The organism is Nonomuraea sp. LP-02, assembly GCF_036289125.1.
GTDB classification, from domain to species: Bacteria; Actinomycetota; Actinomycetes; order Streptosporangiales; family Streptosporangiaceae; genus Nonomuraea; species Nonomuraea bangladeshensis.
In genome coordinates, this window is sequence record NZ_JAXCLK010000001.1 from 4,447,759 (window position 1) to 4,472,768 (window position 25,010).

The window sequence follows — 25,010 nt, forward strand, 5'->3', positions numbered from 1 at the left end:
TTATGCCGTCTTCGCGATCAGTTGGGCGTAATGGTCGAGGATCGGCAGCACCTCGTCGGCCGGGCCGCTCGGCAGGCCGGCGACGACCTCCTCGACGCCGAGCCCGGCGTAGTGGTCGAGCTTCTCGGCGGTGGGCAGGGTGCCGAACGGGATGACGCGGGCCGGCGGGCGTCCGGCCCGCTCGCACGCCTCGCGGAGCGCGGGCAGCGCGGCCTTGACGCCCTTGCCGCCGATGGGCATCCAGCCGTCGGCGTACTCGGCGACGTGGGCGAAGAGCTTCGGCCCCGCCGCGCCGCCGAGGTAGACCGGCGGGCGGCGGCGCGGCTTGGGCCAGGACCAGGCCGGCTCGACCCCGTCCAGCAGGCCGTCGAATGAGGCGGCCTCGTCGCGCCAGAGCGCCTGCATGGCGAGGACGTGCCGGCGGGCGATGTCGCGGCGCTCGGCGTACGGGACGCCGTGGTTCTCGATCTCCTCGACGTTCCAGCCGAACCCGACGCCGACCGTCACCCGCCCGCCGGACAGGTGGTCGAGCGAGGCGATGGCCTTGGCGGTGACGATGGGGTCGCGCTGGGCGGCGAGCAGGATGCCGGTGCCGACCTCCAGCGTACGGGTGGCGGCGGCGGCGAAGGAGAGGGCCACGAGCGGGTCGAGGGTCCGCCGGTACTCCTCGGGCAGCTCGCCGCCGGCCGCACCGGGGTAGGGGGTGCGGCGGGAGACGGGGATGTGGGTGTGTTCGGGCACGTAGAGAGAGGAGAAACCGCGCTCCTCGGCCGCTCTGGCCAGCTCGTCGATCGGCATGGCGAGATCCGTGGCGAACATGGTGACGCCCAGCCTCATGGGCCCTCCTCGTAGTTAACCAAGCGATTGCTCGGCTAAGATTTCCAGAGTACCTTGCGTAGGAACACTCCGCGGAAAGAGGTCCCCGGTGAAGTTTTCCATCTTCCTTAACCCGCAGATTCCAGGCTCCGGATACGCGGCCGAGGAGAACGCCAAGGCCAGACGCCCGATCGGGCGGGACACGGAGTCGTACCAGAATCTGCTGCACGAGGTGCGGGAGATAGCGGTGCTGGCCGACCAGCTCGGGTTCGACGCGCTGATGATGACCGAGCACCACTTCCACTCCGAGGGCATGGAGTTCTCGGTCAACCCGCTGATGTTCCTCACCGACCTCGCCGCCCGCACGGAGCGCATTCTCCTCGCCCCGCTCGGCCTGGTGCTGCCCGCCTGGGACCCGATCAGGGCGGCCGAGGACGTGGCGCTGCTCGACCAGTTCTGCAAGGGCCGGCTGCGGCTGGGCGTCGCCCGCGGCTACCAGAACCGCTGGATGAACGTGCTCGGCCAGCGCTGGCACGCCGCCGCCGCCCGCTCCGACGGCTCGGCCTCCGACACGCGCAACTTCGACGTCTTCGGCGAGGTGCTGAAGATCATGAAGATGGCGTGGACGCAGGAGACGATCCGCTACAAGTCGGACGTGCTGGACTATCAGGTGCCCTACCCGTACGAGGGCATCGAGGGCTGGCCCGCCCAGGAGTGGACGAAGACCTTCGGCGCGCCCGGCGAGCTGGACGAGGACGGCAAGGTCGTCTCCGTCTCCGTCTGCCCCCGGCCCTACCAGAACCCCCACCCGGAGCTGTGGCAGCCGTTCACCATCTCCGACCGGTCGGTGATCAGGGCGGCCCAGGAGAACATCCTGCCGTGGATGTTCACCCCCAACCCCGACGACCACGCCGCCAAGGCCAAGCTCTACCAGGAGGAGTCCGCCCGCCAGGGCCGCGAGTACAAGCTGGGCGAGCACACCGGCATCCTCAAGATCGTCGGCATCGCGGACACCACCGAGCAGGCCATCAACACCTTCGGCCGCAGCATCCCCAAGGACTTCGCCGCCTTCTTCGGCCCCTTCGGCTACCTGGAGGTGCTGCGCAAGAAGGAGGACGAGAAGCACAAGCCCATCTCGCCGGAGAAGGGCGACGCCAACCGCATGAAGGACGTCGAGATGGCGCTGTTCGGCACCCCTGACGACGTCAAGCGCGGCATCCAGCGCATGCTCGACCGGATGCCCGACCTGGAGTGGTTCGGCCTCTACATGCAGGGCCAGCAGGGCGTGCTGCCGCTGGACACCGTCAAGCGCAACCTCGAACTGTTCGCCACCAAGGTCGCCCCAGAGTTCCGATGAGTGAGGGAGCCGCGATGAAGATCTGGCTGGCCGCCTCCTTCGTCGACACCGGCCAGTTCACCGAGCTGGCACGGGCCGCCGAGCGCTGCGGGTTCGACACGCTGACGCTCTCCGACCACCTCTTCTACGCCGACTTCGACACGCCCTACCCGTACTCACGCTCGGGCCGGCCCCGCTGGAACGCCGCCACGCACTGGCCGGACGTGTGGGTGACGATCGGGGCGATGGCGGCGGTCACCGCCACGCTGCGCTTCTCCCCCAACGTCTACATCGCGCCCGCCCGCGACCTGTTCACCGTGGCCAAGCAGGTCTCCACGGCGGCGGTGCTGTCGGGCGACCGGGTGACGTTCGGGGTCGGGGTGGGCTGGTGCAAGGAGGAGTTCGTCGGCACCGGGCAGGACTTCCACACGCGCGGCCGGCGCCTGGACGCCATGGTGCCGGTGCTGCGGGCGCTGTGGGCGGGCGAGCAGGTCACGCTCGACGGCCTGCCGGAGCTGTCGATCTCGCCGACCCCGGCCGAGCCCGTCCCGGTGTACGTCGGCGGCGACAGCGAGGCCGCCCTGCGCCGCGCCGCCCGGCTCGGCGACGGCTGGATCGGCAACCGCATCTACACCGAGGCCGAGCTCGACCCGGTGCTCGCCACGCTGCGCCGGCTGCTGGCCGAGAACGGCAGGGACGGCGAGCCGTTCGACGTCATCGCGCCCCTGGCCGAGCTGCCCGACGCCGCGACCTACCGCCGCTACGCCGCCAAGGGCGTGACGGGCACGCTGGCCGCCCCCTGGTGGCTCGCCACGCCGGAGGAGAAAACCCGGTACGGCGAGGGCACGCTGGAGCTCAAGCTCGCGACCATGGAGCGCTTCGCGGAGGAGGTCATCGCCAAGCTCTGACCCGGCCGGTCCCCCTCCCTGGTCGGGTCAGACCGCCCCTTCGCCCGGCCGGGCGGGAGGCTGTGACGCCAAGGGACGAAAGTACCTCCGATGGGCGATAGCCTCGTGTCGTGCTGGATAGGATCGCAGCCACTCGATACGTCACCCCGCTGCGGGAGGGCGGTTCGCTGCCCGGCGTCGTCGAGGCCGACGACCTGGGCACCTACGTCGTCAAGTTCCGCGAGGCGGGGCAGGGCCGCCGCGTCCTGGTCGCCGAGATCATCGCCGGCGAGCTGGCCCGCAGGCTGGGGCTGCGCACCCCCGAGCTCAAGCTCATCGACATCGACCCGCAGCTCGGCGCCCGCGAGCCCGACGAGGAGGTCCAGGACCTCCTCAAGGCCAGCGCGGGGCTCAACCTGGCGGTCGACTTCCTGCCGGGCGCGCTCGGGTTCGAGCCGCTGGCGTGGGCGGCCGACCCGGTGTTCGCGGCGCGGGTGGTGTGGTTCGACGGCCTCATCCACAACATCGACCGGAGCTGGCGCAACCCCAACCTGCTCATCTGGCACCGCGACACCTGGCTGATCGACCACGGCGCGTCCCTGTGGTTCCACCACAACTGGCCGACCGCCGACCCGCAGCGGTCGTTCGACGCCGCCGACCACGTGCTGGCCCCCTACGCCGGCGACGTCACCGCCGCCGGCGCCCACCTGGCCGGTAGGATCACCCGCGAGCTGCTGGAGACCGTGACCGCGCTGGTGCCCGACGAGTGGCTGGCCGGCGAGCCGGGCTTCGACGGGCCGGCGGAGGTGCGGGCGGCGTACGTCGAGCACCTGCTGGCCCGCGCCCACGGGCCGGGCGGGTGGCTGGTGCGCGGCGAGCGGCGGGAGCAGCGTTCCGGGCCGGGTTCGGTCGGCGAGTTCTGGCGGGGAGGCGGCCGATGAGCAGGGACGTCTACGAGTACGCGGTGATCCGCGTCATCCCCAAGGTCGAGCGGGGCGAGCAGATCAACGTGGGCGTGCTGCTCTACTGCCAGCCGCGCGGCTACCTGTGCGCCCGTGTCGAGCTGGACGCGGCCCGCCTGCGGGCGCTCGACCCGTCGGCGGACGTGGACGCGGTGCGGCGGGCGCTCACCGCGTACGAGCTGGCCTGCGGCGAGCGTCCAGGCCCGCTCGCGGCCGAGCCGCTGGGCGGCAGGTTCCGCTGGCTGACCGCGCCCCGCAGCACGATCGTGCAGTCCGGCCCCGTGCACGCCGGTCTCACCGCCGACCCGGACACCGAGCTGGCCCGCCTGTTCGACAAGCTGGTCCGTGTCTAGAAGAGAAACGGCTCAGAAAAGAACCGACATGAAGGTGTCGACCTCGGTGAAGCCCACCTTCTTGTAGACCGCGCGGGCCGAGCGGTTGTAGTCGTTGACGTAGAGGCTGACCACGGGGGCGAAGCACTCCCTGGCCGCCTCCACGACCGCCGCCATTCCGGCCACGGCGTGCCCGCGCCCGCGCAGCTCCGGGTCCACCCACACGCCCTGGATCTGGCACGCCTGCGGCGTGACCGCCCCCACCTCCGCCTTGAAGACGACCCGGCCGTCCTCGATGCGCGCGTAGGAGCGGCCGATCCTGATCAGCTCGGCGACCCGCGTACGGTAGAGCGCGCCGCCGTCGCCCAGGTTGGGCGAGACGCCGACCTCCTCGGTGAACATGGCCACGCACGCCGGCAGCAGGATGTCGAACTCCTCCGGCCGCACCCGGCGCACCCACGGATCCACGGGCACCGACGGCTTGCGCGAGATCGCCATGACCGGCTGCGCCCAGCGGATCGCCCGCGCCCGCCCCCAGTGCGGCTCCAACCGCTCCCACAGCAACGAGACCGCGTCGACCGGGCCGACGATGGACGAGCAGCGCCGCCCCTGCCTGCGGGCGCGGTCGGCGAACGCGTGGACCGCCTCGGGCCCGGCGTTGACCGGCACCATGTTGGCTCCGGCGTAACAGAGCGAGACGAGGGCTCCGCGCGGCCCGAACCCCCACATCTGCCCGCCGAGCCGCGCCGGATTGAGTCCGACGGCCCGCACCCGGGAGGAGACGAAGACGTTGGCGACCGGATCGGTGTCCAGCAGGGCGAGGACTTCGTCCCGGTCGCTGTCGTCCAGCACGCGCGACGCCGAGGTACGCAGCATCACATGGTCAGACTACGCGAAGGGTCACCGATTAGCTCATCCGGCGCTGCCCACAGTGACCCATTCTTGACGTCATTTCAGTGACGGCAGCCCCAGCAGGCCGAGAACGCCCAGAAGGCCCCCCGCGCCGGACGACGCCGGCGCCGGAACGCGGTGGGCCGCCATCCGCTCCGCGGGGCGCGGCGCGGGCAGCGCTTCGCACGTCGCGTCGCGCCGCGGCAGCGTGCCGTCACGCAGGTAGGCGGCCAGATGCCGGTCGACGCACCGGTTGCCGGACAGCGCCACCCCGTGGTTGCCGCCCCGGTCCACGACCATCCTCGCGGTCGGGAAGAGCCGCCGCATCTTCAGCGCCCCCTCGTACGGCGTCGGGGCGTCGTCGCGCGCCTGCAGCATGAGGATCGGCGGCAGCGTCGCCGAGCCGCGTACGTCCACCGGGGTGCCACCGGACACCGGCCAGAAGGCGCACGGGGCGTTGAACCACGCGTTCGGCCAGGTCAGGAAGGGCGCGGTGCGGTGCGCCTCGGTCATGTCGGTCCGCCACTTGGACCACTCGCGCGGCCAGCGGGCGTCGCGGCACTGGACGCCGAGGTAGACGGCGTAGCCGTTCTCGTCGTCGACGTCGTTCTTGCCGTGCTTGTCGTAGAGGTCGAGCAGCCCCTTCGTGTCACCCTGCCGGACGTAGTCGGACCACGCCTGCGCGAACTGCGGCCAGATCCGGTCGCTGTAGCCGGCCAGGGTGAAGGTGTCGTCCAGCTCGCTCGGCCCCACGATGCCGCCCGCGGGCCGGGTGCGCAGCCGGTCACGCATCGCGTAGTAGGCGAACTGCGTCTGCTTGAGCGTACGGCCCAGCTTGTAGACGTCGTTGTGCTCGGCGGTCCAGGTGAGGAACTGGCGGTGGCGGCTTTCGAAGGAGTGGTCCTGGGCCAGGTTCGAGCGGTACCACACCGCGGTCGGGTCCACGATGCTGTCCAGGACCAGCCGCTTGACCCGCTTGGGGAACAGCGTGGCGTAGACGGCGCCGAGGTAGGTGCCGTACGAGAAGCCCAGGTAGCTGATCTTCGCCTCGCCGAGGGCGGCGCGGATCCGGTCGAGGTCCCTGGCCGCGTTCTCGGTGGTGAGGTGCGGCAGCAGCCAGGAGTAGCGCTCGCCGCAGCTGCGGGCGTACTCGGCGGCCCGCGCGAGCAGCCGCTGCTCGTCGGCCACGCTGTGCGGCACGGCGTCCTGACGCGGCGCCTTGTAGAAGACCTCCGGGTCCACGCAGTGCACCGCCGGTTCGCTGCCGCCGACGCCGCGCGGGTCGAAGCCGATGATGTCGTAGCGCTCGCGCACGCCGGCCGGCAGCCCGGCGGCGACGTACTCGGTCAGCGCCCGCCCGGACGCCCCCGGGCCGCCCGGGTTGATCAGCAGCGCGCCCAGGCGGTCGGCGCTCCGCGACGTCTTGGCCTTGATCCGGTTGATCGCCACCTTGATCGACCCGTCCGAGGGCCGGCTGTAGTCGAGCGGCACCTGAACGGTGGCGCACTCGAGCGCGGCGTTGACCGCCTTGCCCGCCACCCGGGGACACGCGCCCCAGACCGCCGGCGCCGTCCGCGCCGTCCCCACGGCGGTGTTTCCGGCCATCGCCGGCTGCTCCACGCTCGCGACCAGCGCGACCAGGACCGCCATCCCGGCGACCATCCCAAGTACCCGCTTCACCCGGCCCCCTTTCCTGTTCCTTGGCCCCCTTCGCGGGGCCCTGCGATGCTCCCGTGGGTCACGGGCGAAGACGGCGGGTATGGCGAAAAGCTTGCCAATCTGTAATGACACGATGACAGAGAGTGACAGTCCGTGCTCAGGCGCGCTGCGCGGTGTCGTAGAGGGCCTTGGCGGCGGCGCCGAAGTACGGGCCGTACATCGTGCGCGCGTCGTCGGTGTACTTGAAGCTGCTCAGCGAGGTGATCCGGCCGCGCCCGGTGGCCGGGTCGAACCCGGTCAGCCAGGGGCCGCCGCTGGAGCCGGCCGTCATGTCGCAGCCGAGCCCCTGGTCGCGGGTCTGCTTGTACGGGTCGTCACGCAGCCGCCCCGCGCAGTAGACCAGGCGGTCGCCACGGTACGGCGGGTCCGCGGGATAGCCGAAGCCGTACGCCTGGCCGCCGCGCGGCGCGTTGAAGGCGATCTCCTGGGCGCCCACCACGTCGGCCGCGTGCCGCCCGCCCGAGGCGGCGAGCGCGACCATGCCGATGTCGTAGTCGTCGTCGGCCTTGCGCGCCCACGAGCCGGCGACGAACATGCGGCGCGCGGCGTAGCGGCCGTACGGCTGCCCGCCGCGACTGCCGTAGCCCGGCACGAACGTCCAGTTCTGGGCCCATTCGCCGGCGCCGTCCTTGACGCAGTGGCCGGCGGTGACGACGACGTCCCGGTTGGCGCTCTTCACGGTGCTGGCCGAGCAGACGAAGTCGGCGCCGTTCAGCGTCATGAACACCCGCCCGGTGGTCCTGGACACCGCGCCGCCCGCGCCCCAGCGGGCGCCGATCGTGCTGGCCGAGGGCACTGCCGCCGCCTGCCGGCGCGGCATGGGCAGCTTGGAGGCGGCGGGCGGGGGCAGGGTCAGCGCGCCCCCCTGCCCGGACTTCGCGAGCGGCCGGCCGGTCAGCCCGCCCAGCAGGTCGTCACCGGTCACCAGGTCGAGCAGGCCGATGGGCAGGGCCCCGGCCATGCGCTGCGGCGTCCAGTAGTCGAGCACGCGCTGCTGCTCGGCCTCGGTGCGCGCGGCCACGTGCTCGACCACGCGTTCGGTGACGGGCTTGGCGGGCGGGGCGGCCGATCCCGCGGCCAGTTGCCGGGCCGGATGGGACGCCGGGACGACGGGGTCTGCCTGCCGCGGGCCGGTGGCCGCGCCGATGAGTGCGGGGCCCATCAGCCCCGCCACCAGCGGAGCCGCCGCAAGCAGGGGGGTGCTCAAGGTCATGTCCCCCGAGTTTGCACCACCCGCCGTGTCGTTGTGACTACTTTCGGTGAATTACTCAGAGTACGCCGCTGGTTTGCGCTGATTGGTAGACGGCTTGGGCCTCGTTCCCGAAATAGGGGCCGAACATCCAGTTGGGGGCGAAGCCGTATTTGAAGCTGTTCACCGAATTGAGCGTGCCGAGGCCGGTCGACTCGTCGAAATCGAGCATCCAGGGGCCGCCGCTGGCGCCGCCGGTCTGGTCGCAGGTCAGGCCGAGGTCGCCGGAGAGCAAGTAGTCGTCGAAGGCGCGACCGCTGCAGTAGACGAGCTTCGAGCCGTCGTACGGGGCCACCGCCGGGTAGCCGAAGGCGTACATCTGCCGGCGGCGCGGCTGGTTGAAGGCCACGCCCTGGCCGCCCACCACGTCCACCAGGCTTTTGCCGTCCAGCGGGGCGACCACGGCGGCGGCCACGTCGTGGTCGACGTCCTCGCTCGCGTTCCACTGCGGGGTGGTCAGCAGCTTGGTGGCGGCCCAGGTGCCGAACGGGCGGGCGCCCCTGTCGTAGCCGGGGACGAAGACCCAGTTGGTGTGGAAGGCGCCGTTCACCTTGACGCAGTGGCCTGCGGTGATCACCACGCTCTTGTTCGCGCTGGTCACCGCCGAGCCCGAGCAGGAGGCGTTGCGGCCCTGGGTGGTGAAGAAGATCCGGCCGGTGGTCCTCACCACCGCCCCGCCACCGATCCAGGCGGCGCCACCGCTGCGGGCGGCCTGAAGCGCGCGAGCCACCGAGGAGGAGGCCGCCGCGGTCGGGGCCACCGCGGAGGGAGCCGCTGTGGAGGGAGCCGCCGCCGTGGACGGGGCTCTCACGTCGGCGGGTGACGACTCGGCGCCCTTGGCCGGGTTGGGCGGGTTCAGCGGCTCGGCCGCCTCCATCCTCGCCTCCGTCCAGTAGCGCACGACCTGCCGGCGCTCGCCGGCCGAGTCCGTGGCCGCGTGCTGGGCGGGCCTGGGCCGGGCCGCCGCCGACCCCCGAGCCGGAGCCTGAGCCTGAGCCTGCCCCCGGACCGGAGCCTGCCCCCGGACCGGAGCCTGCTCCCGGACCGGGACTGCAACCTGGCCACGGACCGAGCCCCGGACCAGGCCCCCGGCCGAGGGCTGAGCCGAGGCTCCCGCCGATGATCTGGGCGAGGCTCCGGCCGGGGGCTGGGCCTGCGCCGCGGTCGCGGGCAGCAGCGCGGCGGCGCTCCCCGCGGCGAGGGCGAGGGTGGAGAGCAGAGCGAGTCTGCGGTGCATTACGTACCTCCCGAAACCGGACGTGAGGTTGGAAGGTAGCCGCCGCAATATCCGAATTTCTCAAGATATGCGCATACCGATATAGTTATATTCCGGCACAAATACGGCCCATTCTCTGCCGTCACATGCGTAAACGAATTTCGGGACGTACCGCACCCCGTGCCCGGGCGCGTCCCGTACCGGGGACAATGGACAGGTGCACGCAGAGACCCACCGTCCCCCCGCAAGGTCCGTCGTCCTGCTCGGCTCCACCGGCTCCATCGGCACCCAGGCCCTCGACGTCGTCGCCGCCGACCCCGGCCGCTTCGAGGTCGTGGCGCTGGCCGCCGGCGGCGCCAAGGTCGACCTGCTCGCCCGGCAGGCGGCCGAGTTCGGCGTCGAGGCGGTGGCGGTGGCCGACCCCGCGGCGGTGCCCGCGCTGAAGGAGGCGCTGGCCGGGCACGGCGTCCGGCCCAAGGTCCTGGCCGGTCCCGAGGGCGTCGCCGAGGCGGCGGCCTGGCGCTGCGACACCGTGCTCAACGGCATCACCGGCGCGCTCGGCCTCACCTCCACGCTGGTGGCGCTGGAGGCGGGCCGCACCCTCGCCCTCGCCAACAAGGAGTCTTTGATCATCGGCGGCCCGCTGGTCAAGCGGCTGGCCGCGCCCGGCCAGATCCTGCCCGTCGACTCCGAGCACTCGGCGCTCCAGCAGTGCCTGTGGGCGGCGGGGCCCGGCGCGTACGACCCCGCGAGCGTCCGCCGCCTCGTCGTCACCGCCAGCGGCGGCCCGTTCCGCGGGCGGCGGCGCGAGGAGCTGACCGAGGTCACGCCCGAGATGGCGCTGGCCCACCCCACCTGGTCGATGGGTCCCGTCATCACCGTCAACTCCGCCACCCTGGTCAACAAGGGGCTGGAGGTCATCGAGGCGCACCTGCTGTTCGACCTGGGTTTCGACCGCATCGACGTGGTGGTCCACCCCCAGTCGATCATCCACTCCATGGTCGAGTACGTGGACGGCTCCACCATGGCCCAGGCCAGCCCGCCCGACATGCGCCTGCCGATCGCGCTCGCGCTCGGCCATCCGCACCGCGTCCCCGGCGCGGCCCGCGGCGTCGACTGGACCAAGGCCCACACCTGGACCTTCGAGCCCCTCGACGACGTGGCGTTCCCGTCGGTCGCCCTGGCCAGGCACGTCGGCACCGAGGGCGGCACCGCGCCCGCCGTCTACAACGCCGCCAACGAGGTGTGCGTGGAGGCGTTCCTGGGGGGCAGGCTGCCGTTCCTGGCCATCGTCGACACGGTCGCCAAGGTGGTGGAGGAGCACCAGGTCACCGCGGCCGAGTCCGTCGACGAGGTGCTCGCCGCCGACGCCTGGGCCCGCGCCCGTGCGGCCGAACTCACGGCGGGGCAGTCCCGCTAGCTACATAAACTTGAACTCGTCGCCACAGTAAGGGTTGAAATGTCTTCCGTAGCTCTCGGCATCCCGTCGGTCCGTCCCAAGCCGCTCGCCGAACGCCGCCACTCCCGCCAGATCATGGTGGGCAACGTGCCCGTGGGCGGTGACGCGCCGGTCTCGGTGCAGTCGATGACGACCACGGTGACCGCCGACGTCAACTCCACCCTGCAGCAGATCGCCGAGCTGACCGCGTCCGGCTGCCAGATCGTACGCGTGGCCGTGCCGTCCCAGGACGACGCCGAAGCGCTGCCCATCATCGCGAAGAAGTCGCAGATCCCGGTGATCGCCGACATCCATTTCCAGCCGAAGTACGTCTTCGCCGCCATCGAGGCGGGCTGCGCGGCCGTCCGGGTCAACCCGGGCAACATCAAGAAGTTCGACGACAAGGTGAGCGAGATCGCCAAGGCCGCCGCCGACCACGGCGTGCCGATCCGCATCGGCGTCAACGCCGGCTCCCTCGACCCCCGCCTGCTGCAGAAGTACGGCAAGGCCACCCCCGAGGCGCTGGTCGAGTCCGCCCTGTGGGAGTGCTCGCTGTTCGAGGAGCACGGCTTCCGCGACATCAAGATCTCGGTCAAGCACAACGACCCGGTCGTCATGATCAACGCCTACCGCCTGCTCGCCGCCAAGTGCGACTACCCGCTGCACCTGGGCGTGACCGAGGCGGGCCCGGCCTTCCAGGGCACGATCAAGTCCGCGGTCGCCTTCGGCGCCCTGCTCGCCGAGGGCATCGGCGACACCATCCGCGTCTCGCTGTCCGCCCCTCCGGTCGAGGAGGTCAAGGTCGGCGCCCAGATCCTGGAGTCGCTGGGCCTGCGCGAGCGCGGCCTGGAGATCGTCTCCTGCCCGTCCTGCGGGCGGGCCCAGGTCGACGTCTACACCCTGGCCGACCAGGTGCAGGCCGGCCTTGAGGGCCTGAAGGTGCCGCTGCGGGTGGCCGTGATGGGCTGCGTCGTCAACGGCCCCGGCGAGGCCCGCGAGGCCGACCTCGGCGTCGCCTCGGGCAACGGCAAGGGCCAGATCTTCGTCAAGGGCGAGGTCATCAAGACCGTCCCCGAGTCGCAGATCGTGGAGACGCTGATCGAGGAGGCGCTGCGCCTGGCCGAGGAGATGGGCGTCGAGATCGACCTCGACGACGACTCCCCCACCACCTCGGGCCCGGTCGTCACGGTCGGCTGACCGGCCCGCCGCGAGGTCGGGTCTGTCATCGAGGGAGGGCGCGAGTGCGCCCTCCTCTACGGACGCCCGGGTCGGCCCGGATGTCAGCCAGCCTGCTGCTCCAGCTTCCGCGTCAAACCTTCGTTGAATCGCTGGTCCCCTTGATCATCGAACGCGACGTCACGATTAAGATTCGGCCGACGCCAGCCGCGACCTCGACGTCCGCCTCCTGGTACGCGCCGAGGAAGCGGGCCACGGCCTGTACGGGCAGCGATCACCTCAGTCCGTCCTGCGCCTCCTGGCCGAGGCCGAGGAAGCGCGAACAGGATGACCGACCTCGCCGATCGAGGCGTGCGCGGCGACACACAGGGCTTCTGGACGCCGAGTTAGGTCTACTTCGCCCAGAGCTGGGTGTACGCCGCCATGGGCAGGGAGGATGCAGCGGCACGAGCCCGCGAGGAACTGCTCCGCCGGTCGCGCGACTATGTGTACGCGACCAACATCCAACTGCACGAGGCTTGGGCCGCCATCGCCAGAGGCGGAGTGGAGCAAGGGGCGACGGAGACCGCCAGGATGGTCCTGCACGCGGTGCCCGTCGAACAGCAATCGCGTCCAGCGGTGGGCGAGTTGCGGGCGACCCTGGCCTGAGCGGCGAGCCGGGGTCAACCGGGAGGCGGGCCGTTTTCGCCTGAGAAAGCGTCAGGTGCCCGAGCTGGAAAGCACCTCCATGACACAGATCCTGGTGGACGGAGCCCACACCGTCCTGTTCGGCGACATCGTCCAGGCGGAGCCGCGTACACCTCGCCGTTCGCGGTGCGGTCAAGGGACGGATATCTGCCAGTGTCCAGCTGCGGCCATCCGACGGCGACGGTGGTCAGGGAGGGCTGACCGGCCGGTCCGTCCCGAGTGGGCCGGGCGCAGCCCCCGACGAGTCGAGCACCTCGTGGAGACGTGCCGCGAAGGCGCGCGGCCGGAACACACCCGCGTTGTGGCCGCCGGGAAACTCCACGTACGAGACACCGAGCTCCTCCGCGAGCAGGCGGCCGCATCGGTGCGCCCAGATGTGCGCGGAGGCATCACCGACAGCGGGCAGGATGCGGGTGGACGCCGCTTTGAGCGCGGACAGATCCAGCAGATGACGGCGGACCGCCGGCGCGTCGTGGGTCAGGAAGAACTCCAGATTGGGCAGACGCTCCGGCCCAGGCGGCGTCGCCGCGACGTCGGGTTCACGGTCGGCCGGGTCGATGGCCGCGAGAGCCGCGAACGTCCGCAGGGCGGCGAGAGCGCCTTGTGCCCGGTGGACGTCCTCGACCTCTTGCTGCTCCTGTCTGGCGCGGCTGCGCTCCGGCTCAGGAAGCAACTGCGTCGCGGGAGGCTCGTGCGCGACCAGGACGCTGACCTGCTCGGGGTGGCGGGACACCAGTTCGAGGCAGATCAGCGCGCCGATGCTGCTGCCGTAGACGTAGGCGGGCTCGGTGGTGATCGCGGCGAGCAGGTGGTGCAGGTCATCGGCATGGGTGGTGACGGTCGGAGGGTCGCTGGGGTCGTCGAGGGTGCTGGCGGACAGGCCACGGCGGTCGTAGGTGAGGACCGTGTACCTGTCGGCGAGCTGGGCGGCCAGGTCGTCACTGGCGGCGGCATCTCCGTCCCCGCCCGCGACCAGGAGGAGCAGCGGACCGGTGCCGCGCAGAAGGTAGCGCAGTCGCGCTCCGGGGACGTGCAGATTTTTCGAGATCATCATCGGTGCCCTTCATCCGTGATGCATCGACTCAGAGATACATCAGGAAATAGATGTATCAGATTACAGATACATCTGTCGATTGGTGCATCATGGACGTCATGAACGGGCTCGAACTGTTCCTGCTGGGACACAAGTTGATCCGGATCGGTCAGGACGCCATTCCCCGGTCGGGCTTCCACGCGCTGCCGGCCAGTGCCCGCACGATCCTCGTCGACGTCTTCGAGCACTCCGGCAGTTCCATCGGCGAGATCACCGATCGCACCGGCTTCCCGCAGAGCCTGGTGTCGGCGACGGTCGCCAAGTTCCGCGACACCGGTGTGATGGTCACCGAGCCGGACCCCACCGACCGGCGGCGCACTCTGGTACGCCCCGCGCCGGGCATGCGTGAGCAAGGACAGCGGCAGGCCGACGCGGCGACGCTGGACGGCGTCCTGGCCAGGGCATTGGGCGTCGAGCCTGCGGAGGTCACAGAGATCATCGCCACGCTGGAGTCCCTGGCGCACCGACTGTCCAAGTCAGAGGCCGGAAGGGATCTCTGAGGATGCTCGCCTTGGCGGCCATCTCGTCCTCGTGGCCCCGGGGCGGCTCCGCCAGGGGGTTCAGCCGGTCCACGGCTCGCAGGAGGCGCACCTCGTCACGGCGGTGCCGGCTGACGAGGTTGGTCGCGAGGCCGTACAGCCAGGGGCGGGCGCTGCGATGACTCAGGTCGAAGCGGCGGCGCCGGCGGAAGGCCAGGGCGAACGTCTCGGCGGCGACGTCGTCGGCCGCGTGCGGGCCGAGCCGCCGGGAGACGTACCGATGGATCTCCGCGTAGTGGGCGTCGAAAACGGCGCCGAAACACTCGGGCTCGTCCCAGGACCGCTCGATCCACACGGCGTCGTCCTGCGGCGGTGCATCCGGAGGAGCGGTCAGGTAGGGCTCATGCATGCGAAAGCCTTGCGGCGGTGGGGACAGTCCGCTGTCGCCTTCCCCTGAATTCCGCCGAGCCGGGGCTACCTGGGAGGTAATCGACGGCTTGACCTCAGAGGTGGGAAGGTCGGGGCATGAGCGAGAAGAGCACCCGTGAGGTCGTGGAAGAGCTGCTGCGCAGGATGGCCGAGGGCGATCACGAGCGCGTCGCCGCGTTGTTCGCCGAGCCGGTCGACTGGCGGCTCGACTGGCCGGACGAGGGGCACCCGGCGGTGCCGTGGATCCGGCCCCGCCGGACCAGGGCGGACGTCGCGGACCACTTCCGGGCCCTGGAGGCGCATCACGTGCCCGAGCTGAACGGCACGTCCGTGGCGCAGATCCTGGTGGACGGGGCCGACGCCGTCGTGTTCGGCGACATCGTCCAGACGGTGCGGGGAGAGGGCGGGGTCGCGTACACCTCGCCGTTCGCGTTGCGGCTGACGGTCGAGGGCGGGTTCATCACCCGCTACCACATTTATGAGGACAGCCTGACGGTGGCGCGCGCCCTCAGCTCTCAGGGGTGAGGGCACGCGCCATGGCTGGCGGGGAGATCAGAGGGACAGGCCGGTGAGGACCATGACCTTCTCGTACGTGTAGTCCTCCATCGCCGAGTGCAGCCCCTCGCGGCCGATCCCGGAGTCCTTGACGCCGCCGTACGGCATCTGGTCGGCCCGGTAGGAGGGCACGTCGCCGATGATGACGCCGCCCACCTCCAGCTCGCGGTTCGCGCGGAAGGCGGCGTCCAGGGAGCGGGTGAAGACGCCGGCCTGCAGTCCGTACTTCGAGTCGTTGACCATCGCGTACGCCTCGTCGATCGAGGCGGCCGGCTGCAGGATCAGCACCGGGCCGAAGACCTCCTCGCAGGCGACCTTGGCGTCGTGCGGCACGTCGGCGAGCACGGTCGGCGCGATCGTGGCGCCGTCGCGGGTGCCGCCGGCCAGCAGGCGGGCACCGCCGGCCACGGCCTCCTGGACCCACTGCTCGACCCGCTCGGCGGCGGCCTCCGACACCAGCGGCCCCACCTGGGTCTTCTCGTCGGCCGGGTCGCCGGTGACGAGGGCTTCCACGGCGGGCAGCAGACGCTCGACGAAGGCGTCGTACACCGGCTGCTCGACGATCACCCGCTGGACGGCGATGCAGCTCTGCCCGGCCTGGTAGTTGGAGAAGAGGGCGACGCGCTGGGCGGCCCAGTCGAGGTCGGCGTCGGCGAGGACGACGGCCGCCGCGTTGCCGCCCAGCTCCAGCGTCACGTGCTTGCGCGGCACCTGGTCGGCGATGGCGTAGCCGACGGGCGCGGAGCCGGTGAACGACACGACCGGCAGGCGCGGGTCGGCGACGAGGACGGCGGCGCGCTCGTTCGGCAGGGGCAGCACCGAGAACATGCCCGCGGGCAGGTCGGTCTCGGCCAGGATCTCGCCGAGCACCAGCGCCGACAGCGGGGTGGCGGGCGCGGGCTTGACTATGACCGGCGCGCCGACGGCGAGGGCCGGGGCCACCTTGTGCGCGACGAGGTTCAGCGGGAAGTTGAACGGGGTGATCGCCAGCACGGGGCCCTTCGGCACCCGCGACACGTACGCCAGGCGCCCGGCCGCGGCCGGCTCGGTGTCGAGCCGCTGGACCTCGCCCGACCAGCGGCGGGCCTCCTCGGCGGCGAAGCGGAACGTGGCGACGGCCCGCGAGACCTCGCCGCGCGCCCAGAAGATGGGCTTGCCGTTCTCGGCGGAGATGAGCTGGGCGATCTCGTCGGCCCGCTCGGCCAGCCGGCGCGAGACGTGGGCCAGGGCCTCGGCCCGTACGTGCACGGGCAGGGCGGCGGCCTCCTTCGCGACCGCGTGGGCGCCCGCGACGGCCTCTTCCACCTGGGCGTCGGTGGGCACGGAGTGCCGGCCGACCTCCCGGCCGTCGTGGGGGTTGGTCACAGTGAGCTCGGAGTCCCCGGTCGCCGGGCTGCCGTTCAGCCAGAAGCTACGCACGTCCATACGGGAACGTTATGTCACGCTCGGGACCGGGGATTTACACCACGTTGCACAAGAGCCTCGTGACCGCTCACCGTTAAGTACAAGCCCCTCTGTATACCCAGGATGTAACAGAAGTAGACCTAATTCGGGATGTTTACCGTGGGAAGGGGTTTGAGGGAACTCGCCCTTGGCTAAGTCATCGAGTGCGGGTCTCCAGCGCGGCGGGCCCCCGATCAGAAAGGCGTGGGCCCCGTGACCGAGCAGCGTGAGGTCACCAGGACGACAAAGTCCTCGGCCGCCGGGGAGGTGGCCTCATGACCTCAGCGCCCATGGGGCTACAGGGCGCCTATCTCCTGGGAGAGCGCGCCGGCCATGACGAACTGCGTTCCCGCCTGCTCGACGTGGCGGTCAACCTGCTGGAGACGGACGGGCCCGAGAGCCTGACGATGCGCCGCATCGCCGCCGAGGCGGGCTGCACGACGACGGTCATCTACACGATGTTCGGCAACCGGGAGGGCCTGGCGGAGGCGCTCTATCTGGAGGGGTTCGAGCGCTTCCGCCGTTTTCTTGAGTCCGTGCCGCAGCGGCGCGACCCGCTGGAGCACCTCACCGCCCTCGGGCCGGCCTACCGGGAGGCGTGCCTGGCCGAGCCGGGCTACTACAGCCTGATGTTCGAGCGGGCCATCCCCGGCTTCGAGCCGAGCGAGCGCGCCCGTACGCTGGCGCGGGCCGCGCTCAACATCCTCGACCGGGTGATCGCCGACTGCATCTCGGCCGGTTATCTCGCGCCGACCCAGCCGCGCAAGGTCGCCGACGCGCTGTGGGCCGCCGCCCAGGGGGCGATCAGCCTGGAGCGGGCCGGGCACCTGCGCGACGGCAGCACGTACGAGACCGTGACCATGGCCGTCATCAGCTGCTACCGGCCGCGCAAGAAGTAACCGGATAACGGCGGGCCGCCTCCAGGGCGAGCCACAGCTCCGCGCGCACTCCCGGATCGTCGAGGTCGCGGCCCAGCAGGTCGCCGACCCGGCGCATGCGGTAGCGCAGGGTGTGCCGGTGGATGCCGAGACGCTGGGCGGCGGCGTCCCAGTGGCCGTTGCTCTCCAGGTACGCGCGCAGCGACTCGACCAGGTCGGCCCGGGACCCGTACGCGGTCAGCGGCGCCAGCAGCGCGGTCGCGAACGCCTGGGCCGTGGCCTGGTCCAGCAGCCCCAGCAGGCCCTGCCCGGCCAGCTCCCCGAACCGCACCACCCGAGGGCCGGTCGAGACCAGGGCGGCGGCGAGGGCGCGCCTGGCCTGGTCGAGGGCGGTGGACAGGGACGCCGGGTCGTACGTGGCGGGCAGGCTGACGCCGACGGGCGTGTCCGCCTCCCCCGCCACCTCCTCCACCAGCGCCTCCGGCACGAACGCGAACACCACGTCACCGGCGTGGGGCTCGGGGGCCGCGAACACCCGGGTCTCCAGCACGTCGAGGGCGTCGGCCCGCGCGGCGAGCACCGCGAGCGGCGGCTCGGGCAGCCGCCCGCCGAGAGCGGCCAGCACGTCACGCGCCTGCTGCCCGGCCCCGGACAGCAGCAGGTCCAGAGCCGCCGACCGGACGCGGCGCTCGGCCGCCGCCTGGGTGCGTCCCTGCTCCATGGCGAGCGTGAGGAGCGAGCCCGCGGCGTTGATCACCGTGTGGGTGACCGGAGAGAACGCCTCCCTGGCCCCCACGGCGAAGAACCCGCGTGGCCGCGCCCCGCCGCCGCCCAGCGGCTGTACCACGATGTGCTCCCCCGGCCCCGACAGCGCCAGGCTGGCCGGCCATCGCCCCCGGCCGCCCTCCCTCTGCCGCTCCTCCCCCGGCCCGGCAGGCAAGGGCCGTCCCCCGCCGGTGAGGAGCCGGCCGAGCTCGGCCGTGACCCCGTCCGTACGGGCCCCGCGGGTGGCGTGGCGCACCGCTCCGGTCTCGTCGAGCAGCGCCGCCCATCCGCCGACCTCCTTGGCCAGCCGGTCGATGACCGCGTGCATGCCCTCGGGCCGCAGCGCCGCCCGGGTGAGCCGCCCCTGCGCGGCGAAGGCCCGGGTGATCTCTTCGTACTGCTCGGCGGCCAGCAGCTCGCTGACGGCCTTGCCGATGGCGATGAACGGCGTCTCGCGCGGCACCTCCAGCAGCGGCAGCCCCGCCCGCCCGGCCGCGTCGACGAGGGCCGGGGGCACCTCGGCGTGGGAGACCCCGACGCCGAAGCCGAGCCCGGCCACGCCCCGCGCCACGAGCCGCCCGACATATCCGGCCAGGTCGCCTTCCAGCCGCAGCCCGGTGGTGAGCAGCAGCTCGTCCCCCTCCAGGTAGGGCGTGGGGTCGGCCAGCTCGCTCACCGCAACCCAGCGCACCACGGTGTCCGCCGGCAGCCCTCCGGCCAGCGGCCGCAGGCCCATCCGGCGCACGACGGTCTGCAGCGTAGGCGGCATACGGGTTGATCCGTTCGGGTTTTGTCCATTCCGGCGAAGACGAGCACCCCCAGTGTGCCATATCGACGTATCGGCGCAGGTAGAAGGCCACCGTAGCGTCGAAGCCATGAGCATTCCGCAGGAGCGGCGCGTCGTCACCGCGATCCCCGGCCCCAAGTCCCAGGAGCTGCTGGCCCGCAAGCAGGCGGCCGTCCCCGCCGGCATCGGCACCACGCTGCCGGTCTTCGTCACCCGCGCCGGCGGCGGCGTCGTGGAGGACGCCGACGGCAACTCGCTGATCGACTTCGGCTCCGGCATCGCCGTCACGAACGTCGGCAACGCCGCGCCCAAGGTCGTCGAGCGGGTCCAGAAGCAGGTGGCGGACTTCACCCACACCTGTTTCATGGTGACCCCGTACGAGTCGTACGTGCGGGTCTGCGAGAAGCTGAACGAGCTCACCCCGGGCGACCACGAGAAGCGCACCTTCCTCGTCAACTCGGGCGCCGAGGCCGTCGAGAACGCCGTGAAGGTCGCCCGGCACGCCACCGGCCGCCAGGCGGTCGTCGTCTTCGAGCACGGCTACCACGGCCGCACGCTGCTGACGATGACGCTGACCGCCAAGAACATGCCCTACAAGCACCGGTTCGGCCCGTTCGCGCCGGAGGTGTACCGGGTGCCGCTGGCGTACCCGTACCGGTGGCCGACCGGCCCGGACAACTGCGCCGAGGAGGCCGCGGCGCAGGCCATCGACTCCATCACCAAGCAGATCGGCGCCGAGAACGTGGCCGCCGTGGTGATCGAGCCGATCGCCGGCGAGGGCGGCTTCATCGTGCCGGCCAGGGGCTTCCTGCCGCGCATCGCGGAGTTCTGCAGGGACAACGGCATCGTGTTCGTGGCCGACGAGGTGCAGACCGGCTTCGCCCGCACCGGCACCCTGTTCGCCTGCGAGGACGAGGGCGTCGTGCCCGACATCATCGCCACCGCCAAGGGCATCGCGGGCGGCCTGCCGCTGGCCGCCGTGACCGGCCGCGCGGAGCTGATGGACGCGGTGCACGTGGGCGGGCTCGGCGGCACGTACGGCGGCAACCCCCTGGCCTGCGAGGCCGCCCTGGGCGTGCTGGAGACCATCGAGGAGGAGGACCTCGTCGCGAAGGCCCGCCGCATCGGCGAGATCATGCTCCCGCGCCTGGAGGCGATGAAGGAGCGCTTCGACGTGATCGGCGACGTGCGCGGCCGGGGCGCGATGATCGCGATCGAGCTGGTCGAGCCCGGCACCAAGGAGCCGAACCCCACCGCCGTCCAGGCCGTCGTCAAGCGCTGCCACGCCGAGGGCCTGCTGGTGCTGACCGCCGGCACGTACGGCAACGTGCTGCGCTTCCTGCCCCCTCTGGTGATCCCCGAGCACCTGCTCGACGAGGGCCTGGGGATCCTTGAGAAAGCCATCGCCGAACTGTAGATACCATTCGATATCGGGCATCCGGCTTGTGGCTGGATGCCCGATTTTGTTGGTGTAAAGCCGGTCAGGTGGGTAGAGAATTCACCCTGACTTGACGCTCAGCTGGACGCTCATGGCCACGGTCAGGGGTTATAACGGATCCGACGTACGGATGGGCGATGGCTGCTGGGAACGTGATGAACTGGGGTCCGACAAGAACGGCGCGGAGTATGTTGACGTTCGACCCTGAGGGCCTGAGCTGGGCTCAGCGCGAGGGTGACGTGTGCGTCGTCTGCCACAAGCGGTGGCCGCGTCCCCGGGTGCGCGTGGGCCGGCTCCCCGACGACTCGGCCGTGCTGGCCTGCACCGACTGCGCAGAGGCCCTCATGCCCGCGCCGCTCGCCACCGTGGTGGCCTTCCCCTCCCGCTGACCGGCCCTCCTGACCGGCCCTCCTGACCGGCCTTCCTGACCGGCCCTGCTTCCCGGCCCTATTTCGCGAGCTTGCGCCAACGCTCGGCCCAGGCGTCGTAGTCGGGGCACCCGCCGTCCTCCGCCCGGCAGTCCGCCGGCGGCCGCTCCGCGAAACGCACCCGCGACAGCCTCTTGGCGTCGCCCACCCCGTACATCTGGCAGATCTGCCTGGCCCGCCCCTTGCACGCCTTGTCGTTGGCGGGCGCGAGGCCCACCCACGCGGCCGCGTCGCGCTGCGCCTCCGGCGCGGCCATCCAGTTGAGCCAGCGGTAGGCGCAGGACGTGTCGGGGACGTTCGCGCCCAGCATCCAGGAGTCGACCCAGCCGGTCGTCTCGTCCGCCGGGACCGTCTTGACCTGCTTGCCGGCCTTCTGCAGCAGCGACCGGTAGTAAGGCGTGGCCTGCGCGTAGTCGAGCTCCCCCGTGGCGAAGCCCTTGACCAGGTCGAGCGGGTTGGACCAGTAGGTGCGCTCCTTCGCCCCCTCCAGCAGCTCCACGGCTGTGTCGAGCTGCTCCTCGGTGAGCGCGTAGGGGTCGTCCTGGCCGGCCGCCAGCGCGGCGTCGGCGATCGTCATCGGGCTGTCGCGGAGCGCGGCGCGCTCGGAGGTGAACACCTCCTTCAGCTCGCCCTTCACCCGGGCCGGGTCGTAGACGAACTCGTGGTAGCCCCACAGGTAGGGGACGCCGTAGACCTTGCCGGACACCGTCGTCATGTCGCGGAAGCGCTTGTCGAGGTCGCCGTAACCGCTGATCTTCGCGGGATCGACGGGCTGCACCTGCTTGGCCGTCACGAGGCCGGCGGCGAGCGCGGGGCCGGCCGAGACCAGGTCGTAGGGCCGGGCCCGGAGCTGGGCCATCATGTCCTCGGCGGTCTGCACGGTGTCGAGCTTGGCGATGCGGCAGCCGGTCTCCTTCTCGAAGTCGCCCACCCAGTTGAAGCGGGGGCTGACGCCGCCGTACTCGGCGAAGCCCCGGTAGGTGAGGATCTGCAGCGTGCCGTCGCTCTGCGTGACGGAGGCGGTGGGAGTGGGAGACGGGGACGGGGTCGCGCTCGCCGCGCCCGTGCCGGCCACCAGCGCCGCCGCGGCGAGCGCCAGCGCGTACGTACGTCGGCGATGCACGATGCCCCCTCTTGCCCGGGTCCCCTCGCCCCGGTGCCAAGGAGCTTACCGGGACCCGGGCCGGGGGCTCACTTGTTGGTGGGGAAGCCCAGGTTCACGCCCCCGTGGGAGGGGTCGAGCCAGCGGGAGGTGACCACCTTGCCGCGGGTGTAGAAGTGCACGCCCTCGGTGCCGTGCACGTGCGTGTCGCCGAACAGCGACGCCTTCCAGCCGCCGAAGCTGTAGAACGCCATCGGCACCGGGATCGGCACGTTGATGCCGACCATGCCGACCTCCACCTCGTTCTGGAAGCGCCGGGCGGCGCCGCCGTCGTTGGTGAAGATGGCCGTGCCGTTGCCGTACTCGCCGCCGTTGATGAGCTCCAGGCCCTCCTCGTACGAGCCCACGCGCACGATCGACAGCACCGGCCCGAAGATCTCCTCGGTGTGCGTGCGCGAGCCCGGCGGCACCCGGTCGAGGACCGTCGGCCCGAGCCAGAACCCCGGCGCGTCGGCCGCCGTGCCGCCCCCGAGGACCGCCGTGTGCCGGCCGTCCACGACCAGCTCCGCGCCCTCCTCGACGCCGAGGTCCAGGTAGGAGGCGACCTTGTCGCGGTGCTCGCGGGTGACCAGCGGTCCCATCTCGGACTTCGGGTCGTCGCCGGGGCCGAGGACGAGCCTGTCCACCCGTTCGGTGATCTTCTTGACCAGTTCGTCGCCGACCGGGTCCACGGCCAGCACGACGGAGATCGCCATGCACCGCTCACCCGCCGAGCCGAACCCGGCCGAGACCGCCGCGTCCGCCACCAGGTCGAGGTCGGCGTCGGGGAGCACCAGCATGTGGTTCTTGGCGCCGCCGAGCGCCTGCACCCGCTTGCCGTGGGCGGTGCCGGTCTCGTAGACGTAGCGGGCGATCGGGGTGGAGCCGACGAACGACACGGCGCGCACGTCGGGGTGCTCCAGCAGCCGGTCCACCGCCGTCTTGTCGCCCTGGACGACGCTGAACACGCCGTCGGGCAGCCCGGCCTCCTGCCACAGCCGCGCCATCAGCAGCGACGCCGACGGATCCTTCTCCGACGGCTTCAGCACGAAGGCGTTGCCGCAGGCGATGGCCAGCGGGAACATCCACATCGGCACCATGGCCGGGAAGTTGAACGGGGTGATCCCGGCCACCACGCCGAGCGGCTGACGGATCGAGTAGGAGTCGACCCGGGTCGAGACGCCCTCGCTGAAGCCGCCCTTGAGGAGGTGCGGGATGCCGCAGGCGAACTCGACGACCTCCAGGCCGCGGGCCACCTCGCCGAGCGCGTCGGAGTGCACCTTGCCGTGCTCGGCGGAGATCAGCGCGGCCAGCTCGTCACGGTGGGCGACCATCAGCTCGCGGAAGCGGAACAGCACCTGCGCGCGCTTGACCAGGGAGGCGTCCCGCCAGGCGGGGAAGGCCGCGACCGCCGCGGCGACGGCGGCATCCACGTCGGCGACGTCCGCCAGCGCGACGTGGCCGGACACCTCGCCGGTGGCCGGGTTGAACAGCTCGGCCGTACGGCCCGAGCCGCCTTCGGCCGGAGCGCCGTTGATCCAGTGGGTGACCGACTTCACTGCTGCGCCGCCTCCGCGTCGATGGTCTCCAGGGCGCCGACGATGATGCCGAGGCCCTCGACCGCCTCCTCCACCGTGAGGGTGAGGGGCGGGGCCATGCGGATGGCGGTGCCGTAGAGGCCGCCCTTGCCCGCCAGCAGGCCCGCCTTCTTGGTCTCCTCCATGAAGCGGGCCGCCTGGGCGGGGCTCTCCAGCTCGACGGCGAACATCAGGCCCTTGCCGCGTACGTCCTTGACGACGGACAGCCGCTTGGCGGCCTCCTTGAGCCCGTCGATGATGATGGCCCCGGTGCGCGCGGCGTTGGCCTGCAGGTCGTGGTCGAGCACGTAGTCGAGGGTGGCGTTGGCGGCGGCCATGGAGATCGGGTTGCCGCCGAAGGTGGACAGGCCCACGGCGTGCGGGCCGTCCATGAGGTCGCCCCGGGCCACGAGGCCGCCCACGGCGAAGCCGTTGCCGAGGCCCTTGGCGAAAGTGATCACGTCGGGCGTGACGCCGTGGTCCTGGATGCCGAAGAACGCGCTGCCGGTGCGGCCCCAGCCGGTCTGCACCTCGTCGGAGATGAACAGGATGCCCTGCTCGTCCAGCACCTCCTTGTACGCCGCGAACAGCCCGTCGGGCGCCATGGTGAACCCGCCCACGCCCTGGATCGGCTCGGCGATGAGCGCAGCCACATCGTTGGAGACGGCCGTGGCGAGGACGTGGCGCAGGTCGTCCACGCACGCGGCGATGTAGCCGGCGTCCGACAGACCCTTGAACTGGGTCAGGTGCCGGTCGGCGCCGTGCAGGAAGTGCACGTTGAGCGGGGAGAGGGAGTTGTTCTTCCAAGCGCGGTTGGAGGTGACGCTGACCGCGCCGAAGCTGCGGCCGTGGTAGCTCTGCCGCATGGCGAGCACCTGGTCGCTCTTGCGCGCGTACGTGGCCAGCAGCAGCGCCGTCTCGTTGGCCTCGGTGCCGGAGTTGGTGAAGAAGACCTTGGCGTCGGGGATGCCGGACAGCCGGGCGATCTTCTCGGCCAGCTCGATCTGGCCGCGGAGCAGGTAGACCGTGCTGGTGTGCACGACGCCGGTGGCGAGCTGACGCTCGACGGCCTCGCGCACCTCGGGCACGTCGTAGCCGATCATGTTGGTCAGGATGCCGGCGAAGAAGTCGAGGTAGCTCTTGCCGTCGGCGTCGACGACCCGGTTGCCTTTACCGCTGACGATCTCGATGGGCTCGTTGTAGTTGAGCGCCAGCCAGTTCGGCATCACTGCCCGGTGGCGCGCTAGTAGCTCCGACATGTTATCGAGTATCCCGTCCCGCTCCCCGT

Annotated in this window: 23 protein-coding genes; 11 read left to right on the plus strand and 12 right to left on the minus strand. The window is 71.5% G+C overall.

Features of this window, described 5'->3' with window-relative positions:
• Positions 1-837 carry an LLM class F420-dependent oxidoreductase gene (locus SMD20_RS20635; protein ID WP_329583553.1) on the minus strand — a complete coding sequence of 279 codons (837 nt, stop codon included), beginning with the start codon at positions 835-837 and terminating at the stop codon, positions 1-3.
• Between the two features lie 88 nt (positions 838-925).
• Here SMD20_RS20635 and SMD20_RS20640 point away from each other — a divergent pair, with 88 nt between their 5' ends.
• From SMD20_RS20640 to SMD20_RS20655, 4 genes are all read left to right on the plus strand, one after another.
• Positions 926-2,173 carry an LLM class flavin-dependent oxidoreductase gene (locus SMD20_RS20640; RefSeq protein ID WP_329583556.1) on the plus strand — a complete coding sequence of 416 codons (1,248 nt, stop codon included), beginning with the start codon at positions 926-928 and terminating at the stop codon, positions 2,171-2,173.
• Positions 2,174-2,187: 14 nt separating this feature from the next.
• The gene (locus tag SMD20_RS20645) at positions 2,188-3,060 is read left to right on the plus strand and encodes a TIGR03619 family F420-dependent LLM class oxidoreductase (protein ID WP_329583559.1); all 873 of its coding nucleotides are present in this window, start codon (positions 2,188-2,190) and stop codon (positions 3,058-3,060) included.
• 110 nt (positions 3,061-3,170) lie between these two features.
• Entirely contained in the window at positions 3,171-3,980 is an 810-nt protein-coding gene (locus SMD20_RS20650; protein ID WP_329583561.1) for a HipA family kinase, read from the plus strand.
• Positions 3,977-4,354 carry a DUF3037 domain-containing protein gene (locus SMD20_RS20655; RefSeq protein WP_329583563.1) on the plus strand — a complete coding sequence of 126 codons (378 nt, stop codon included), beginning with the start codon at positions 3,977-3,979 and terminating at the stop codon, positions 4,352-4,354. The genes SMD20_RS20650 and SMD20_RS20655 overlap by 4 nt, the downstream gene beginning before the upstream one ends.
• 12 nt (positions 4,355-4,366) lie before the next feature.
• Here the strand turns inward: SMD20_RS20655 and SMD20_RS20660 are convergent, their stop codons facing one another.
• The 4 genes from SMD20_RS20660 to SMD20_RS20675 all read right to left on the minus strand — a co-directional run bounded on the left by SMD20_RS20660 (position 4,367) and on the right by SMD20_RS20675 (position 9,429).
• The gene (locus SMD20_RS20660) at positions 4,367-5,209 is read right to left on the minus strand and encodes a GNAT family N-acetyltransferase (protein ID WP_329592622.1); all 843 of its coding nucleotides are present in this window, start codon (positions 5,207-5,209) and stop codon (positions 4,367-4,369) included.
• Positions 5,210-5,281: 72 nt separating this feature from the next.
• Positions 5,282-6,904 (minus strand): alpha/beta hydrolase, encoded by a 1,623-nt coding sequence (locus SMD20_RS20665; RefSeq protein WP_329583565.1) that lies wholly within the window; start codon positions 6,902-6,904, stop codon positions 5,282-5,284.
• Positions 6,905-7,040: 136 nt separating this feature from the next.
• On the minus strand, positions 7,041-8,156 hold the full coding sequence (locus SMD20_RS20670) for a trypsin-like serine peptidase (protein ID WP_329583568.1): 1,116 nt from the start codon (positions 8,154-8,156) through the stop codon (positions 7,041-7,043).
• Between the two features lie 55 nt (positions 8,157-8,211).
• Positions 8,212-9,429, minus strand: a complete 1,218-nt coding sequence (locus tag SMD20_RS20675; protein ID WP_329583570.1) for a trypsin-like serine peptidase — start codon at positions 9,427-9,429, stop codon at positions 8,212-8,214.
• Positions 9,430-9,625: 196 nt separating this feature from the next.
• Here SMD20_RS20675 and dxr point away from each other — a divergent pair, with 196 nt between their 5' ends.
• Together dxr and ispG are read left to right on the plus strand one after the other, a co-directional pair.
• On the plus strand, positions 9,626-10,828 hold the full coding sequence (gene dxr, locus SMD20_RS20680; RefSeq protein WP_329583572.1) for a 1-deoxy-D-xylulose-5-phosphate reductoisomerase: 1,203 nt from the start codon (positions 9,626-9,628) through the stop codon (positions 10,826-10,828).
• 39 nt (positions 10,829-10,867) lie between these two features.
• On the plus strand, positions 10,868-12,043 hold the full coding sequence (ispG, locus tag SMD20_RS20685) for a flavodoxin-dependent (E)-4-hydroxy-3-methylbut-2-enyl-diphosphate synthase (RefSeq protein WP_329583575.1): 1,176 nt from the start codon (positions 10,868-10,870) through the stop codon (positions 12,041-12,043).
• An 853-nt stretch (positions 12,044-12,896) separates the two neighbouring features.
• Here ispG and SMD20_RS20690 read toward each other — a convergent pair.
• A complete protein-coding gene (locus tag SMD20_RS20690; protein WP_329583578.1) occupies positions 12,897-13,763 on the minus strand; it encodes an alpha/beta fold hydrolase in 867 nt (288 codons plus the stop codon).
• Positions 13,764-13,861: 98 nt separating this feature from the next.
• Here SMD20_RS20690 and SMD20_RS20695 point away from each other — a divergent pair, with 98 nt between their 5' ends.
• On the plus strand, positions 13,862-14,302 hold the full coding sequence (locus tag SMD20_RS20695; protein WP_329583580.1) for a helix-turn-helix domain-containing protein: 441 nt from the start codon (positions 13,862-13,864) through the stop codon (positions 14,300-14,302).
• Here the strand turns inward: SMD20_RS20695 and SMD20_RS20700 are convergent.
• Positions 14,238-14,690, minus strand: a complete 453-nt coding sequence (locus tag SMD20_RS20700) for an RNA polymerase sigma factor (RefSeq protein WP_329583583.1) — start codon at positions 14,688-14,690, stop codon at positions 14,238-14,240. The two genes, SMD20_RS20695 and SMD20_RS20700, sit on opposite strands and share 65 nt — an antisense overlap.
• A 116-nt stretch (positions 14,691-14,806) precedes the next feature.
• On the opposite strand from SMD20_RS20700, the gene SMD20_RS20705 reads away from it, so the two are divergent.
• Positions 14,807-15,235, plus strand: a complete 429-nt coding sequence (locus SMD20_RS20705; RefSeq protein ID WP_329583585.1) for a nuclear transport factor 2 family protein — start codon at positions 14,807-14,809, stop codon at positions 15,233-15,235.
• A gap of 27 nt (positions 15,236-15,262) precedes the next feature.
• Here the strand turns inward: SMD20_RS20705 and SMD20_RS20710 are convergent, their stop codons facing one another.
• On the minus strand, positions 15,263-16,690 hold the full coding sequence (locus SMD20_RS20710; protein ID WP_329583588.1) for an aldehyde dehydrogenase family protein: 1,428 nt from the start codon (positions 16,688-16,690) through the stop codon (positions 15,263-15,265).
• A gap of 293 nt (positions 16,691-16,983) precedes the next feature.
• Between SMD20_RS20710 and SMD20_RS20715 the strand changes: the two genes are divergently transcribed.
• Entirely contained in the window at positions 16,984-17,607 is a 624-nt protein-coding gene (locus SMD20_RS20715) for a TetR/AcrR family transcriptional regulator (RefSeq protein ID WP_329583591.1), read from the plus strand.
• Here SMD20_RS20715 and SMD20_RS20720 read toward each other — a convergent pair.
• Entirely contained in the window at positions 17,579-19,120 is a 1,542-nt protein-coding gene (locus SMD20_RS20720) for a PucR family transcriptional regulator (RefSeq protein WP_329583593.1), read from the minus strand. The genes SMD20_RS20715 and SMD20_RS20720 overlap by 29 nt on opposite strands.
• Positions 19,121-19,226: 106 nt before the next feature.
• Here SMD20_RS20720 and gabT point away from each other — a divergent pair, with 106 nt between their 5' ends.
• Positions 19,227-20,555 carry a 4-aminobutyrate--2-oxoglutarate transaminase gene (gabT, locus tag SMD20_RS20725; RefSeq protein WP_329583596.1) on the plus strand — a complete coding sequence of 443 codons (1,329 nt, stop codon included), beginning with the start codon at positions 19,227-19,229 and terminating at the stop codon, positions 20,553-20,555.
• A gap of 209 nt (positions 20,556-20,764) precedes the next feature.
• On the plus strand, positions 20,765-20,965 hold the full coding sequence (locus SMD20_RS20730; protein ID WP_329583599.1) for a hypothetical protein: 201 nt from the start codon (positions 20,765-20,767) through the stop codon (positions 20,963-20,965).
• Between the two features lie 58 nt (positions 20,966-21,023).
• On the opposite strand, the gene SMD20_RS20735 is transcribed toward SMD20_RS20730, so the two are convergent.
• The 3 genes from SMD20_RS20735 to SMD20_RS20745 all read right to left on the minus strand — a co-directional run bounded on the left by SMD20_RS20735 (position 21,024) and on the right by SMD20_RS20745 (position 24,981).
• Complete coding sequence (locus SMD20_RS20735; RefSeq protein WP_329583602.1) at positions 21,024-22,127, minus strand: extracellular solute-binding protein; 1,104 nt, start codon at positions 22,125-22,127, stop codon at positions 21,024-21,026.
• A 68-nt stretch (positions 22,128-22,195) separates the two neighbouring features.
• A complete protein-coding gene (locus SMD20_RS20740; RefSeq protein ID WP_329583604.1) occupies positions 22,196-23,704 on the minus strand; it encodes a CoA-acylating methylmalonate-semialdehyde dehydrogenase in 1,509 nt (502 codons plus the stop codon).
• Positions 23,701-24,981 carry an aspartate aminotransferase family protein gene (locus tag SMD20_RS20745; RefSeq protein ID WP_329583607.1) on the minus strand — a complete coding sequence of 427 codons (1,281 nt, stop codon included), beginning with the start codon at positions 24,979-24,981 and terminating at the stop codon, positions 23,701-23,703. The genes SMD20_RS20740 and SMD20_RS20745 overlap by 4 nt, the downstream gene beginning before the upstream one ends.
• Between the last annotated feature and the right edge of the window lie 29 nt (positions 24,982-25,010).

Coding starts and splice junctions, on each gene's coding strand:
- SMD20_RS20715 (WP_329583591.1), top strand. CDS start 16,984: ATGACCTCAGCGCCCATGGGGCTACAGGGCGCCTATCTCCTGGGAGAG.
- SMD20_RS20690 (WP_329583578.1), bottom strand. CDS start 13,763: ATGATGATCTCGAAAAATCTGCACGTCCCCGGAGCGCGACTGCGCTAC.
- SMD20_RS20695 (WP_329583580.1), top strand. CDS start 13,862: ATGAACGGGCTCGAACTGTTCCTGCTGGGACACAAGTTGATCCGGATC.
- SMD20_RS20670 (WP_329583568.1), bottom strand. CDS start 8,156: ATGACCTTGAGCACCCCCCTGCTTGCGGCGGCTCCGCTGGTGGCGGGG.
- SMD20_RS20645 (WP_329583559.1), top strand. CDS start 2,188: ATGAAGATCTGGCTGGCCGCCTCCTTCGTCGACACCGGCCAGTTCACC.
- SMD20_RS20720 (WP_329583593.1), bottom strand. CDS start 19,120: ATGCCGCCTACGCTGCAGACCGTCGTGCGCCGGATGGGCCTGCGGCCG.
- gabT (WP_329583596.1), top strand. CDS start 19,227: ATGAGCATTCCGCAGGAGCGGCGCGTCGTCACCGCGATCCCCGGCCCC.
- ispG (WP_329583575.1), top strand. CDS start 10,868: ATGTCTTCCGTAGCTCTCGGCATCCCGTCGGTCCGTCCCAAGCCGCTC.
- SMD20_RS20660 (WP_329592622.1), bottom strand. CDS start 5,209: ATGCTGCGTACCTCGGCGTCGCGCGTGCTGGACGACAGCGACCGGGAC.
- SMD20_RS20730 (WP_329583599.1), top strand. CDS start 20,765: ATGTTGACGTTCGACCCTGAGGGCCTGAGCTGGGCTCAGCGCGAGGGT.
- SMD20_RS20675 (WP_329583570.1), bottom strand. CDS start 9,429: ATGCACCGCAGACTCGCTCTGCTCTCCACCCTCGCCCTCGCCGCGGGG.
- SMD20_RS20745 (WP_329583607.1), bottom strand. CDS start 24,981: ATGTCGGAGCTACTAGCGCGCCACCGGGCAGTGATGCCGAACTGGCTG.
- SMD20_RS20655 (WP_329583563.1), top strand. CDS start 3,977: ATGAGCAGGGACGTCTACGAGTACGCGGTGATCCGCGTCATCCCCAAG.
- SMD20_RS20710 (WP_329583588.1), bottom strand. CDS start 16,690: ATGGACGTGCGTAGCTTCTGGCTGAACGGCAGCCCGGCGACCGGGGAC.
- SMD20_RS20635 (WP_329583553.1), bottom strand. CDS start 837: ATGAGGCTGGGCGTCACCATGTTCGCCACGGATCTCGCCATGCCGATC.
- SMD20_RS20705 (WP_329583585.1), top strand. CDS start 14,807: ATGAGCGAGAAGAGCACCCGTGAGGTCGTGGAAGAGCTGCTGCGCAGG.
- SMD20_RS20700 (WP_329583583.1), bottom strand. CDS start 14,690: ATGCATGAGCCCTACCTGACCGCTCCTCCGGATGCACCGCCGCAGGAC.